Genomic DNA, 13,577 nt, shown 5'->3' with positions numbered 1-13,577 from the left:
ACGCGCCGGCTGGTCTCCGATTGTAACGTGAATTCGGTTTCAGCTGACAGAGGCGCTCTGCTAAACTTGCCAGCGGGGCCAGGGACGGAGTTTCCCAATGGATGCAACCGAATTGCAGGCGATCAGCGACACTCTGATGCGGATTGTGACGCCAGATATGACGCCGAAAAAACTACTGAAGGCGGCAAGGAAGGAACACCCGGACGCGTCAAAGAAAGACATCGCCCGTGCGGCGTTCTTTTCGATTATCGCCAATGCCGACCAGGACCACGGAAAGGTCAAAAACCTACAGGCATTCGCCATCGCGGGCCGAGTGAGCGGTGACGCTTAGTGAGATGAGCCTTGCGTCCAGGGATTGCCGAGCACTCTGCAACCTGTTGCGCACGGGCTGAGAAACCTCGAAACCGACGATATCGCTCCGATCCGGTCGGGCGGACAAAAGCCGCCCGACCAAATGCAAGAAGACCGGGGCAACGCGCCCAGGGACCAGGCACGACCCTTCGGTCTGGGATGCCTTAGGCAATCAGGCAGCCTTGCGTTCCTTCAAAGCCTTCTCAAAGACATCCTTGATCGGCTTGGACATGTCCTCGCCAGCTCTCATCATCGCAGCCTGGAGACTTCTGGCCTGCTCGGCGGATTTTTCGATCTGCTTGCGAAGGAAAGCGGCCTGAAGTTCGATGCACTCGGACAGCGACTTCGCGGCAACCAGTGCCTCAAGGTGCGTGAAGCCGGCTTCGGCATTGTCTCTCAGAGCCGCAATCATCTTCAGGGACACCTCGTTGCCGGTGGTCTTGGCCATTTCAAAGGTCGACTCAAGAGCCTTTTGTGTCGTTTCGGCGTCCGAACTCAATTTGGAAAACGCCTGCGTCGACTGCTCAACGCCCTGGTCGACAACAGCGCGAACTTGCTCGGTAGCCTTGGACGGGTCGAAGATAGGGGATTCGACGGTTTCAATCGTTTCGGTCTTGTCCGGGATCTTGGCCATTCTTCCATCCTTTTTTGCAGAGGCGGTCACAAAACAAAGCCGCCACCTTAATGTACGAAATCGTCGCAACGGATTTATGTAACCGACATGAATTTGCGCACGACGTCGAAGCCCCGGGCGGAGCCGAACGTCCGTGCGCTGGTGGTGCATTCCCAATGTCTCGAGTTTTGCGATGATGGCGAGAGATTGAATTAGCTGGGACTCAAACAGTCCAACCGCCGTCACCGATGTTACGGATTTTAAGTCAAATTTTACCGAACTGGCGCCATGCCTTTTCTACTGCCGGGTGTTCCTGCCGGCCTGTTTCGCGTAAGGGGTGACGATGCGTATTGTCCGGACGATTCCGCTGGTTCTCACCTCTGGCCTGATGGCCGTGTCCGCCGCCCAGGCGGGCGAGGGGAGCTGGATTTCGGGCGACTGGTACCTGACGCTCGGCGCCACCGGCCTGGTCGCCCCCAATTTCGAGGGCGGCAAGAAATATATGCTGAGCGCCCAGCCGATCATCTCGCTCGGCAAGGCCGGTCCCGAGGCGCGCTTCACCTCGCGCAACGACAACATCTCGCTGGCGCTGATCGACGACGGCAGCGTGCGCGCCGGCCTCACCGGCAAGTTCCTGTTCCATCGCACCAGCAAGGACGAGCTCGAGGGCCTCGACCCGGTGCGCTTCGGCGGTGAGGTGGGCGGCTTCTTCGAGTTCTATCCCCTGGACTGGCTGCGAGCCCGCGCGGAGCTCAGGCACGGCATCCGCGCCCATAACGGTTTCGTCGCCGACATCGCGGCGGACGCCTTCTACGACATCACGCCGACGGTCCGCATCTCCGGCGGTCCGCGCGTCTCCTTCGCTTCGTCGGACTATTTCGACGCCTATTACGGCGTCAACGCCACGGAAGCGGCGGCCTCGGGCTTGAGCGAATACCATCCGGGCGGCGGGCTGAAGTCGACCGGCCTCGGCGGCGCGATCACGTGGAAAGTGACCGAGCCGATGACGGCCAGCGTCTTCACCGAATATTCGCGCCTGATGGGACCGGCGGCCGATTCCAGCATGGTCAGGGAGCGCGGCGACCGCAACCAGTGGACCGTCGGCGTATCGACCACCTATCGCTTCAATTTCTCGATGTAGGCCAGCAAACCAGCGCTTTGCCTTGAAATCCGGGCTTTATTCCTGCCGCGCCATCCGCTAAAAGCCACGCCATGACGAGCTTTTCGCGCCTTTTGTCGATCGCGATACGAATTACGGGCCCGGTGTTCCGGGTGGCCTGAGCGCCGCCGGAGCCGCCGGGACTTTTGCGCGCGGCCCCTCGCGCTTTTTCAGAACATCAACGCACATCGCCCAAAAGTGGGTTCCGGTTTTGGGAAAACGATATGCGTCAAGACAAAGACTTCAACGCCGGGCTGTTCCGCCGCCGGGCAATTGAGATGATAGATCGATGACCGATACCCCTACGACCGATGCGTCCGAGACGATCGACTATTCCCGCACGCTTTATCTACCGCAGACGGATTTCCCGATGCGTGCCGGTCTCCCCGAGAAGGAGCCCGGCATGGTCAAGCGCTGGCAGGACATGGACCTTTACCGCAAGCTGCGTGAGACATCCGCCGGCCGCGAGAAATTCGTGCTGCATGACGGCCCGCCCTACGCCAACGGCAACATCCATATCGGCCATGCGCTGAACAAGATCCTCAAGGACGTCATCAACCGCTCCTTCCAGATGCGCGGCTACGACGCCAACTACGTGCCGGGCTGGGATTGCCACGGCCTGCCGATCGAATGGAAGATCGAGGAGCAGTATCGCGCCAAGGGCAAGAACAAGGACGAGGTGCCGGTCAACGAATTCCGCAAGGAATGCCGCGACTTCGCCACGCACTGGATCAAGGTGCAGGGCGACGAATTCCAGCGCCTCGGCGTCATCGGCGACTTCCACAATCCCTACACGACCATGGCCTACCACGCCGAGGCGCGCATCGCCGGCGAGCTGTTGAAATTCGCCATGTCGGGCCAGCTTTATCGCGGTTCCAAGCCGGTCATGTGGAGCGTGGTCGAGCGCACTGCGCTTGCCGAGGCCGAGGTCGAATACCAGGACTATGAGAGCGACACGATCTGGGTGAAATTCCCGGTCGCGAGCCTTGCGCGTCCGGTGGACGGCGGCGATGGCGGGCAGCCGGCGGCGTTGTCCGAGGCCTCGCTGGACCTGCTCGAAGCCCATGTCGTCATCTGGACGACGACGCCGTGGACGCTGCCCGGCAACCGCGCCGTCAGCTATTCGCCGCGCGTCGCCTATGGCCTCTATCAGGTGACGGCGGCCGAGAATGCATTCGGCCCGCAGTCCGGCGAGAAGCTGATCTTCGCCGATGCGCTGGCCGAGGACGCCGCGGCCAAGGCCAAGGTCACCTTGAACCGCCTTCACGACGTTTCGGCCGAACAGCTTGCAAGCCTGACACTTTCGCATCCGTTCAGGGGGCTTGCCGGCGGCTATCAGTTCCCCGTGCCGATGATCGCCGGCGAGCATGTCACCGACGATGCCGGCACCGGCTTCGTGCATACCGCGCCGAGCCACGGCCGCGAGGACTTCGACGCCTGGACGGACGCGGTCGCCGAATTGCTCAAGCGCGGCGTCGACACCGCGATCCCGTTCCCGGTCGACGACGCCGGCTTCTTCACCAAGGACGCGCCGGGCTTCGGCCCGGACCGCGAGGGCGGGGCCGCACGCGTCATCGACGACAACGGCAAGAAGGGCAACGCCAACCAGGTGGTCATCGAGGAACTCATCAAGCGCAACGCGCTCTTCGCGCGCGGCCGGCTGAAGCACAGCTATCCGCATTCGTGGCGCTCGAAGAAGCCGATCATCTTCCGCAACACACCGCAATGGTTCGTCTACATGGACAAGGACCTCGGCGACGGCACGACGCTGCGCAGCCGCGCGCTGAAGGCGATCGACGACACCCGCTTCGTGCCGGCGGCCGGCCAGAACCGCATCCGCGCCATGATCGAGGAGCGCCCCGACTGGGTGCTGTCGCGCCAGCGCGCCTGGGGCGTGCCGATCGCCGTCTTCGCCGACGCGGACGGCAACGTGCTGAAGGACGAGGCGGTCAACCAGCGCATCATGGAGGCCTTCGAGAAGGAAGGCGCCGACGCCTGGTTCGCCGAGGGTGCCAAGGAGCGCTTCCTCGGCAACAACGATGCGGCCAAATGGCACCAGGTGATGGACATCCTCGACGTCTGGTTCGATTCCGGCTCGACCCATGTCTTCACGCTTGAGGATCGTCCCGACCTCAAATGGCCGGCCGACGTCTATCTCGAAGGCTCCGACCAGCATCGCGGCTGGTTCCATTCCTCGCTGCTCGAAAGCTGCGGCACCAGGGGCAGGGCACCCTATGACACGGTCATCACCCATGGCTTCACCATGGATGAGGAAGGCCGCAAGATGTCGAAGTCGCTCGGCAACACCGTGGTGCCGCAGGACGTCATCAAGCAGTCCGGCGCCGATATCCTGAGGCTCTGGGTGGTGACCACCGACTATTGGGAAGACCAGCGGCTCGGCAAGAACGTGCTGCAGACCAATATCGACGCCTACCGCAAGCTCAGGAACACCATCCGCTGGATGCTGGGCACGCTTGCCCACGACGACGGCGAGGATGTTCCGCTGGAGACGATGCCGGAACTGGAGCGGCTGATGCTGCACCGGCTGTCCGAGTTGGACGAGGTGGTGCGCCAGGGCTACGACGCCTTCGAGTTCAAGCGCATCACCCGCGCGCTGCTCGACTTCACGGTAGTCGAGCTCTCGGCCTTCTACTTCGACATCCGCAAGGACGCGCTCTATTGCGATGGCCCCTCCAGCCTGCGCCGCAAGGCGGCGGTCAAGGTCGTTCGCCACCTCTTCGAATGCCTGGTGAAGTGGCTGTCGCCGATGCTGCCCTTCACCATGGAGGAGGCCTGGCTCGACCGTCACCCGGAGGCTGTCTCGGTGCATCTCGATCAGTTCCCGGCCATCCCCGACCACTGGCGGAACGAGGCGCTGGCCGAGAAATGGCGCAAGGTCCGCCAGGTGCGCCGCGTCGTCACCGGCGCGCTCGAGATCGCGCGTGCCGAGAAGCTGATCGGGTCCTCGCTGGAAGCCGTGCCGGTCGTCACCATCGACGATGCAGCGCTCGAAGCGGCGATCGCCGATGTCGACATGGCCGAGATGGCGATCACCAGCGACCTGGCCATCAGCCACGGCAAGGCGCCGCAGGGCGCTTTCACCCTCGACGACGTCAAGGGCGTGGCGGTCGTGGTCGAGAAGGCCGAGGATCGCGGTCTGGTCAAATGCGCGCGCTCCTGGCGCTACACCGCCGATGTCGGGCAGGACCCGGAATTCCCGGATGTCTCGGCCCGCGACGCGGCCGTGCTGCATGAGCTGAAGGCGCTCGGGCGTTTGTAGGCACCTGTTTATAAGCCGGTGCAGAAATGCCACGCCGGGCGGTGCAAATCCGACCGTGCGTTGCCCTTAATAAGTGGTTGAGGTAAACACGCGACACTCCGGCAGACAAATTGTCGCCGGATTTCCATCGCAAGGGCGGGGAAGAAGGGGACCGCGCCCCTGTGGCCGGTGGCGACCGAAAGGCTGTTAGAGTGGGACGTTTTGGCATGACCGGAAGAATGTTCGCGCGCGCCGCGCTGCTGGCGTCGCTTGTGGCATCGGCCTTTGCCATGGCGGGCTGCGTCGGCTCTCCGACCTATGGAACGGACAAGACCGCCGCCGAACAGCTCGCCGATGACGTTTCCGGCGCAATCGCCATCACGCCGAAGCATCGCGACCCGATCGACTACAAGCCGCGTCCAGATCTGGTGAAGCCGGCTCCCGGCCAGAAGGAAAACCTGCCGCCGCCGCAGGAAAGCATCCAGACGGCGAGCGCCGACTGGCCCGAATCGCCGGAAGCGCGCCGCGCCCGCATCCGCGCCGACGCGACCGCGCACCAGAACGATCCGAACTACCAGCCGGAAGCCGTCGAGGACGTGCAGACCGATCCTGTGGCGGTGAAGAAGGCGATGGCCGATTCGGCCTCGAGCCACCCGCCGCGCTGGTCGCCGGACGATTCCAGCGCTACCCGTACCGCCGAAATCCAGCGCCGCCTCGCCGAGCAGAAGCAGGGCGATCCCAATGTCCGCAAATATCTGAGCGAGCCGCCGCTTGCCTATCGTCAGGCTGCCGGCACCGCGCCGCAGAACGAGCTCGGCGAGGACGAGTACAAGAAGGAGCGCCGGCTCAAGGCGCAGGCGGAAGGCAAGAAGGGCGGCGGCTGGTTCGACTGGCTGGGGCTGTGAGTGGTTAAATAGTGAGTAGTGAATAGATCTCTGTTACTCACTACTCACAACCTGCTTCGCTGCTACTCACTACTTGCTTCAACCATTCACCATTCACCGCCATTCCGTCTCTCGCGGAAAAAATCCTTTAGGATGAGAGCGGCTTCGCTTTCGCCCAACCCCGAATAGACGTCCGGCGCGTGGTGGCAGGTAGGCAAGGCGAAGAAGCGCGCGCCGTTGACCACCGCGCCCCCCTTCTCGTCGGCGGCGCCGAAATAAAGCCGCCGCAGCCTAGCAAAGGAGATGGCGCCGGCGCACATGGCGCAGGGCTCCAACGTCACATAGAGGTCGTGACCGGTAAGCCGCTCGCTGGCGAGTCTCTGGCAGGCCTCTCGGATCGCCAGCATCTCGGCATGGGCGGTCGGGTCGGCGAGTTCGCGCGTGCGGTTGCCGGCCTTCGCCACCACAACGTTGCCGTTGGCGATCACCGCGCCGACCGGCACTTCGCCGCGGCTTGCGGCCGCCTCGGCTTCCTTGAGCGCCAAAGCCATGAAATCCGGCCGCTTCACGCGCTTTCCATTCCGATTACTCCTCGCCACCCGACGGTGATCCTGTTATCTAGCGCGTAACCCTGAAAACCGGAATCGGTTTTTGCCGCGCTGCTGCATGCGCAAAATCAAGATGACACTGCCTGCGTTGCGCGTCCCGACGGGCGCGTGCGCTGTAGCAGTCCAAGACGAGCAAGATCCATATGGACGACGACAAGAAGCAACCACGACAAAAGGGACCGCGCAAAGGCGGGCCGGCGCCGCGCGGCGACAAGCCGCTCCGCAAGGGGCCGCGCTCCGAAGGCAAGCCCTTCGAGAAACGCGACGGCGCGCGCAAGCCCTACGCGCAGCGCAGCGACAGGCCGATGGCCGCCGAAGCCGACAGGCCGCAGTTCAAGCGGACCTACAAGCCGCGCGAGGCGGGCGAGGGCGCCGAGCGCGGCGAAAGGCCGTTCCGCAAAGGACCGCGCCCCGAGGGTAAGCCCTTCGAGAAGCGCGACGGCGCGCGCAAACCTTATACGCCGCGTGGCGACCGGCCGATGGCCGCTGAGGGCGAGCGTCGGGATTTCAAGCGCAGCTACAAGCCGCGCGAGGCGGGCGAGGGCGCCGAACGCGGAAGGCCGTTCCGCAAGGGACCGCGCCCCGAAGGCAAGCCCTTCGAGAAGCGCGACGGCGCGCGCAAACCTTATACGCCGCGTGGCGACCGGCCGATGGCCGCTGAGGGCGAGCGCGCCGAACGGCGCTTCGACCGTCCCAAGCGCGACTTCGCCGACCGCCCCAAACGCGATTTCGCGGAGCGGCCAAAGCGCGATTTCAGCGATCGTCCGCAGCGCGACGCCGCGCCCGGGCAGGGCGGCTTCAAGCCGCGCCCGCGGCCGTCGGAAGCAGCCCCGGAGGCTGGCGAGCGCATCGCCAAGCGGCTGGCGCGCGCCGGCATTGCCTCGCGCCGCGACGCCGAGGAACTGATCGCTGCCGGCCGCGTCAAGGTCAACGGCAAGGTGCTGTCGTCGCCGGCCTTCAACGTCATGCCGGACGATGTCATCCATCTCGACGGCACGGAGATCCCGCCGATCGAGCGCACGCGGCTGTTCCTGTTCCACAAGCCGGCGGGCGTGGTTACCACCAACCGCGACCCCGAAGGCCGCAAGACCGTGTTCGACGTGCTGCCGGCCGATCTGCCGCGGCTGATGACCATCGGCCGCCTCGACATCAACACCGAAGGGTTGCTGCTTCTCACCAATGACGGCGGGCTGTCGCGCGTGCTTGAACTGCCCGCCACCGGCTGGCTGCGGCGCTACCGCGTCCGCGTCCACGGCAAGGTCGAGGAGAGCGCGCTTGCCGGCCTGCGTGAAGGCATCGCCGTCGACGGCGTCTTCTATGGTTCGATCGAGGCCTCGCTCGACCGCGAGCAGGGCACCAATGCCTGGCTGACGATCGGCCTGCGCGAAGGCAAGAACCGCGAGGTGAAGAACATTCTTGGCGCGCTTGGGCTCGACGTGACGCGGCTGATCCGCATCTCTTACGGCCCGTTCCAGCTCAACGATCTGCCGGAAGGCCATGTGCTGGAGATCAAGGGCCGCATGCTGCGCGAGCAGCTCGGCGAGCGGCTGATCGAGGAAGCCGGCGCCAATTTCGACGCCGAGATCACGAAACCCTTCTCCAACAAGCCTGTGCGGCGCAGCGAGCCGCGCCGTGACGAGGCTGAGCGGCCGAAATTCACGCGCGAGGGCGATCGCCGGCCGATCGGCGAAGGGGGACTGATCAAGGCCCGCAAGCGCCGCGAAGCCAGCCGCGACGAGGCGCTGGGCAAGCTTTCAACGAAGCCGGAAAGAGCCTTCGGCGAGCGCGGCCCCAAGTCCGGCTTCGGCAAACCCGAGCGCGGAGGTTTCGGCGGCAAGCCGGGCGGCAGCAAGCGCGAGCCTCGGCCGATCGAGCCGCCGGGCCAGCGCAAGGCCAATGTCTGGATGGCGCCGGGCGCGCGCCCCATCGGCAAGGGCAGGGCGGAAGCCGATGCCGCCAAGGCCGCGGAGGCGAAGGCGCGCAAGGCATCGTTCAAGCCCGGCGGCAAGGGCAAGCCGTTCGGCAAACCAGGAGGCGATCGACCCGAGGCAGGCGGCGGCGACAAGCCGCGCGGTCCGAAGGGTCCGAGGGGTGGCAATGCGGATCGTCGGCGGTGAGCTTCGCGGGCGTCCGCTGGCGACGCCCCGTTCGAACGCCATCCGGCCGACGACCGATCGCACCCGCGAGGCGGTGTTCAACGTGCTGGCGCATCGCTACGCCGAAAAGCTCGAGGGCGGCCGCGTGCTTGATCTCTTCGCCGGCACCGGCGCGCTCGGGCTGGAAGCGCTGTCGCGCGGCGCTTGTTACTGTGTCTTCATCGAAGAATCGGCGGAAGGCCGCGGCCTGATCCGCGACAATGTCGAGGCCTTCGGGCTTACCGGCCGGACAAAAATCTTCCGCCGCGACGCGACTCATTTGGGCGAAGCCGGCACGCTTTCGCCCTTCGGCCTGATCTTCGCCGACCCGCCCTATGGCAAGGGTCTCGGCGAGCGCGCGCTGCGCTCGGCGAAGGCCGGCGGCTGGCTTTCGCCCGGCGCGCTCTGCGTGGTCGAGGAGGCAGCCTCGGCGTCCTTCGACCCGGGCTTGGGATTCGATGTAGTGGATGAGCGCAACTACGGCGAGACGGTCATTCGGTTCATCGAGGTGGGGTGAGGGCAGGCTGCCCCTTCTCCCGCAAGCAAGGGAAGAAGATGGTGCAACGCCTCGAAAATGACGAACAATTAACTTTGCCTCGCCAGCGAAGCTTTTCTATCGTCGCGCGATCGAGACCGGAGCATTTGATGACATTGAACACCAGAGGGCTGCGCGCAGCATTCCTTGCCGGCACGCTGGCGCTCGCAGCGCAGGCTCCGGCGCGAGCCACCGACGAAGCCGAGGTCAAGGACTTGCTCCTCGACAACGGCATGGAGGTGGTCGTCATTCCGGACCATCGCGCCCCGATCGTCACGCATATGGTCTGGTACAACATCGGCAGCGCCGACGAGCCGCCCGGCAAATCCGGCATCGCGCATTTCTTCGAGCATCTGATGTTCAAGGCGACCGCCAACCACGCCGCCGGCGAGTTCGACCGCGCCGTGGCCGACATCGGCGGCTCGAACAACGCCTTCACATCCTACGATTACACCGCCTTCCATGAAACGGTGCCTCCTTCGGCACTCGAGCAGATGATGGGGTTCGAGGCCGACCGTATGCGCAACCTCGTCCTCACCGACGACGTCATCAAGACCGAGCGCGACGTGATCCTGGAGGAGCGCCGCTCACGCATCGACAGCAATCCGCAGGCGGTGCTCGACGAGGAGGTGGACGCGACGCTCTGGCAGAACCAGCCCTACCGCATTCCGGTGATCGGCTGGATGCAGGAGATGGAGCAGCTGAACCGCGAGGACGCCAAGGTTTTTTACGACACCTTCTACCGGCCGAACAACGCCGTGGTGATCGTCGCCGGCGATGTCGATCCGGACGCGGTGAAGGCGATGGCCGAAAGGACTTACGGAAAGGTCGCGCGCGGGCCGGATCTGCGGCCGCGTATCCGCCCGGTCGAGCCGGAGCAGAACACGCGGCGCAGGGTGACGCTCACCGACGCGCGCGTCTCGGTGCCGAGCTTTTCCACGCAATGGGTGGTGCCGTCCTATCATACCGCCAAGCCCGGTGAGGCCGAGGCGCTCGATCTTCTGGCCGCGATCCTGGGCGGCGACAACCGCAGCCGGCTATATCAGCAGCTGGTGGTCAAGCAGGGCATCGCCTCCGAGGCCGGCGCGTTCTTCCAGGGCACCATGCTCGACGCCACCAACTTCAGCGTCTACGGCTCGCCGCGCGGCGACGCCAAGCTTGCCGACGTCGAAGCTGCCGTCGACGCCGAGATCGCGCGCATCGTCAAAGACGGGGTGACCGATGACGAACTGGAGCGGGCCAAGGCGCGCTACGTCCGCTCGATGATCTTTGCCCGCGACAAGCAGGACGACATGGCCAATATGTACGGCTCGACGCTCGCCACCGGCGGCAATGTGAAGGATGTTGAGGAATGGCCGGACCGCATCCGCAAGGTGACAGCCGCAGAGGTCAAGGCGGCGGCCGCCCGCTACCTGGTGCTAGACCGTTCGACGACCGGCTACCTCCTGCCGCAGCAACAGGCGGGGAACTGATGATGAGCGTGGTTTCCGGACGGACGAGCGCGTTTCCTTCTCCCACAAGGGGAGAAGGGGGAGCCTGGCGGGAAGAAGGCACGGTCTACCGCATCTTCGCCACCTTCTGCTTTGCCCTCTTCTTCCTGCTCTTGCCGGCGATGGCCGCCCACGCGGAGATGAATATCCAGGAGGTGAAGTCGAAGAAGGGCATCACCGCCTGGCTGGTGGAAGACCATTCGATCCCGCTGGTTGCCATCCGTTTCGTCTTCGATGGCGGCACCGCGCAGGACCCCGCCGGCAAGGAAGGCCTCGACAATTTGATGACCGGCCTGTTCGACGAAGGCGCCGGCGACCTCGACAGCGAGGCCTTCCAGCTGAAGCTCGACGATGCTGGCGCGGAGATGAGTTTTCAGGCGGGGCGCGACGGCACCTATGGCTCGATGCGCATGCTGTCCGAAGAGGAGGATGAGGCTTTTGGCCTGCTGAAGCTGGCGGTGAACAGCCCGCGCTTCGATAAGGCACCGGTCGACCGCGTCCGCGCCCAGATACTCTCCGGCATCCTCGCCAATGAGCGCGATCCCGACACGATCGCCCAGCAGCGCTGGCTGCGCGCGATCTATGGCGAGCATCCCTATGCGCGGCCGGATCAGGGCACCAAGGAGAGCCTCGCCACCATCACCGCCGAAGACCTCAGGGCTTTCCACAAAGCGAATTTCGCGCGCGCCGGCCTGCATGTGGCGGTGGTGGGCGATATCGACGCCGCCACGCTGGGCGGCAAGCTGGACGAGGTGTTCGGCGAACTGCCGGACAAGCAGACGCTGGCCCCGGTCGCCGACGTCGCGCCCAAGCTTGGCCAGCAGCTGGAAGTGAACTACGACCTGCCGCAGACCTCGCTGCAGCTTGCCTGGCCAGGCGTGAAACGGAGCGATCCCGATTTCTACGCGGCGGTGCTGACGAACGAGATCCTTGGCGGCTCGACATTTACGTCGCGGCTTTACGAGGAGGTGCGCGAGAAGCGCGGCCTGGCTTATGGCGTCAGCTCCGACCTCGTCGACCACGAGCATTCCAACGCGCTGCTGGTGACCACAGCGACGCGCTCCGACCGCGCCGCGGAGACGCTCTCGATCGTGCGCCAGGTGGTGAAGGAGATGGCTGAGAAGGGGCCGACCGAGGAGGAGCTTGCCGCAACCAAGAAATACATGATCGGCGCCTACGCGATCAACAACCTGGACTCCTCCGGCTCCATTGCCGCGGCGCTGGTCGAGCTGCAGCTCGACCATCTCGGCATCGACTATATCAAGCGCCGCGCCGCGCTGATCGACGCGGTGACGCTTGCAGACGTCAAGGCTGCGGCGAAGAGGTTGCTGTCGGCCGAGCCCGCGGTGATGGTGATCGGACCGCCGCTGGTGCAGGTGGCGGGGAGCGGCAAGGGATGAGCCCGACCTTCGCGGTAGCCTTCGGCGGCGGCGGCGCGCGGGGGCTGGCGCATATCCATGCCATCGAGGCGCTGGACGAACTCGGCATCAGGCCGGTGGCGATCGCCGGCTCTTCGATCGGCGCCATAATGGGCGCCGGCATGGCCGCCGGCATGACGGGCGCCGAAATCCACGCCTACAGCCGCTCGATCCTCGGCAGCCGCGCCGAGGTGGCCGCGCGCATGTGGCGCTCGCGGCCGGGCACGATCGCCGAGGCCATGCAGGGCGGCATCCGCGTCGGCCAGTTCAATGTCGAGCGCATCCTGAAGGCATTCCTGCCCGACGCCATTCCCGCCACCTTCGAAGAGCTGAAGATCCCGCTGAAAGTCACCGCGACCGACTATTTTGGCCACAAGCTCGCGGTCTTCGCCGAAGGCGATCTGCAATCGGCGCTGGCGGCCTCGGCCGCCATTCCGGCAGTGTTCCGCCCGGTGACGCGAGACGGCCGGGTGCTGATCGACGGCGGCATCTACAACCCAGTGCCCTTCGATCTCGTCGAGAAGGATGCCGACATCATCATCGCCATCGACGTGGTCGGCGCGCCGAGCGATGTCGAGCGCAAGCATCCGACCACGGTCGACCTGATGTATGGCGCCACGCAGCTGATGATGCAGTCGATCATCGCCAACAAGCTCAGGCAGCACCCGCCTGACATCCTCATCCGCCCGGCCGTCTCGAAATACCGCGTGCTCGATTTCTTGAGGATCGAGACGCTGCTGGCCGACACCGTCGAGATCAAGGACGAACTGAAGCGCGCCGTCGAGAAGGCGGTCGCGGAGCATGGCGGCAAGCGCGGCAAGAAGGTGGTGTGAGGGGTTAGGTCGGGTCGATTCGCCCACCCAGCGCGGGCGCCTCCTGATTCGCGGTTGCATTCCAATCAGCGAAGTTTATCCACAAAAGCGTACAAGTACGCGCTTTGTCATTAACTCTTCTCCGAATTGGCTGTTGACGCTTCGGGGGTAGAGTTAATAATATCCTAATATAAAGGGGTAGCGTGAACATCTCCCGACCGGCAACAACGAGTCACGGCGCTACTGGGGTAGGGGAAACGCAGCGCGGTATTGATCGCCGTCGCAGCCATCACCATTGAGCAGCCGCTGGTCT

The 13,577-nt window shown here is 64.8% G+C and carries 11 protein-coding genes; 9 read left to right on the top strand and 2 right to left on the bottom strand.

What is annotated here, in order from left to right; translation table 11 throughout:
• Window positions 1-97 precede the first annotated feature (97 nt).
• The gene (locus tag EN874_RS05740; RefSeq protein WP_126084463.1) at window positions 98-331 is read left to right on the top strand and encodes a hypothetical protein; all 234 of its coding nucleotides are present in this window, start codon (window positions 98-100) and stop codon (window positions 329-331) included.
• A 192-nt stretch (window positions 332-523) separates the two neighbouring features.
• Here EN874_RS05740 and EN874_RS05735 read toward each other — a convergent pair whose 3' ends face one another.
• On the bottom strand, window positions 524-985 hold the full coding sequence (locus tag EN874_RS05735; protein WP_127424389.1) for a phasin: 462 nt from the start codon (window positions 983-985) through the stop codon (window positions 524-526).
• Window positions 986-1,307: 322 nt separating this feature from the next.
• Between EN874_RS05735 and EN874_RS05730 the strand changes: the two genes are divergently transcribed.
• The 3 genes from EN874_RS05730 (at window position 1,308) to EN874_RS05720 (ending at window position 6,287) form a co-directional block, all read left to right on the top strand.
• Window positions 1,308-2,105 (top strand): MipA/OmpV family protein, encoded by a 798-nt coding sequence (locus EN874_RS05730; RefSeq protein ID WP_127424388.1) that lies wholly within the window; start codon window positions 1,308-1,310, stop codon window positions 2,103-2,105.
• A 307-nt stretch (window positions 2,106-2,412) separates the two neighbouring features.
• On the top strand, window positions 2,413-5,403 hold the full coding sequence (ileS, locus tag EN874_RS05725) for an isoleucine--tRNA ligase (RefSeq protein WP_127424387.1): 2,991 nt from the start codon (window positions 2,413-2,415) through the stop codon (window positions 5,401-5,403).
• A 206-nt stretch (window positions 5,404-5,609) separates the two neighbouring features.
• Window positions 5,610-6,287 (top strand): hypothetical protein, encoded by a 678-nt coding sequence (locus EN874_RS05720; RefSeq protein ID WP_127424386.1) that lies wholly within the window; start codon window positions 5,610-5,612, stop codon window positions 6,285-6,287.
• 86 nt (window positions 6,288-6,373) lie between these two features.
• Here the strand turns inward: EN874_RS05720 and EN874_RS05715 are convergent, their stop codons facing one another.
• On the bottom strand, window positions 6,374-6,835 hold the full coding sequence (locus EN874_RS05715) for a nucleoside deaminase (RefSeq protein ID WP_127424385.1): 462 nt from the start codon (window positions 6,833-6,835) through the stop codon (window positions 6,374-6,376).
• Window positions 6,836-7,017: 182 nt separating this feature from the next.
• Here EN874_RS05715 and EN874_RS05710 point away from each other — a divergent pair, with 182 nt between their 5' ends.
• The 5 genes from EN874_RS05710 (at window position 7,018) to EN874_RS05690 (ending at window position 13,285) form a co-directional block, all read left to right on the top strand.
• Window positions 7,018-8,991, top strand: a complete 1,974-nt coding sequence (locus EN874_RS05710; protein ID WP_127424384.1) for a pseudouridine synthase — start codon at window positions 7,018-7,020, stop codon at window positions 8,989-8,991.
• Complete coding sequence (rsmD, locus tag EN874_RS05705) at window positions 8,972-9,526, top strand: 16S rRNA (guanine(966)-N(2))-methyltransferase RsmD (RefSeq protein ID WP_127424383.1); 555 nt, start codon at window positions 8,972-8,974, stop codon at window positions 9,524-9,526. The genes EN874_RS05710 and rsmD overlap by 20 nt, the downstream gene beginning before the upstream one ends.
• A gap of 128 nt (window positions 9,527-9,654) precedes the next feature.
• Window positions 9,655-11,016 (top strand): pitrilysin family protein, encoded by a 1,362-nt coding sequence (locus tag EN874_RS05700; RefSeq protein ID WP_127424382.1) that lies wholly within the window; start codon window positions 9,655-9,657, stop codon window positions 11,014-11,016.
• 140 nt (window positions 11,017-11,156) lie between these two features.
• The gene (locus EN874_RS05695; protein ID WP_245513486.1) at window positions 11,157-12,434 is read left to right on the top strand and encodes a pitrilysin family protein; all 1,278 of its coding nucleotides are present in this window, start codon (window positions 11,157-11,159) and stop codon (window positions 12,432-12,434) included.
• On the top strand, window positions 12,431-13,285 hold the full coding sequence (locus EN874_RS05690; protein ID WP_127424381.1) for a patatin-like phospholipase family protein: 855 nt from the start codon (window positions 12,431-12,433) through the stop codon (window positions 13,283-13,285). The genes EN874_RS05695 and EN874_RS05690 overlap by 4 nt, the downstream gene beginning before the upstream one ends.
• Window positions 13,286-13,577: the final 292 nt, after the last annotated feature.

Origin of the sequence: Mesorhizobium sp. M1D.F.Ca.ET.231.01.1.1, assembly GCF_003999155.2 — a bacterium.
Taxonomy (GTDB): Bacteria; Pseudomonadota; Alphaproteobacteria; order Rhizobiales; family Rhizobiaceae; genus Mesorhizobium.
Note: the sequence above shows the minus strand (reverse complement) of the source record. Positions and strands in the feature narration are given on the sequence as shown.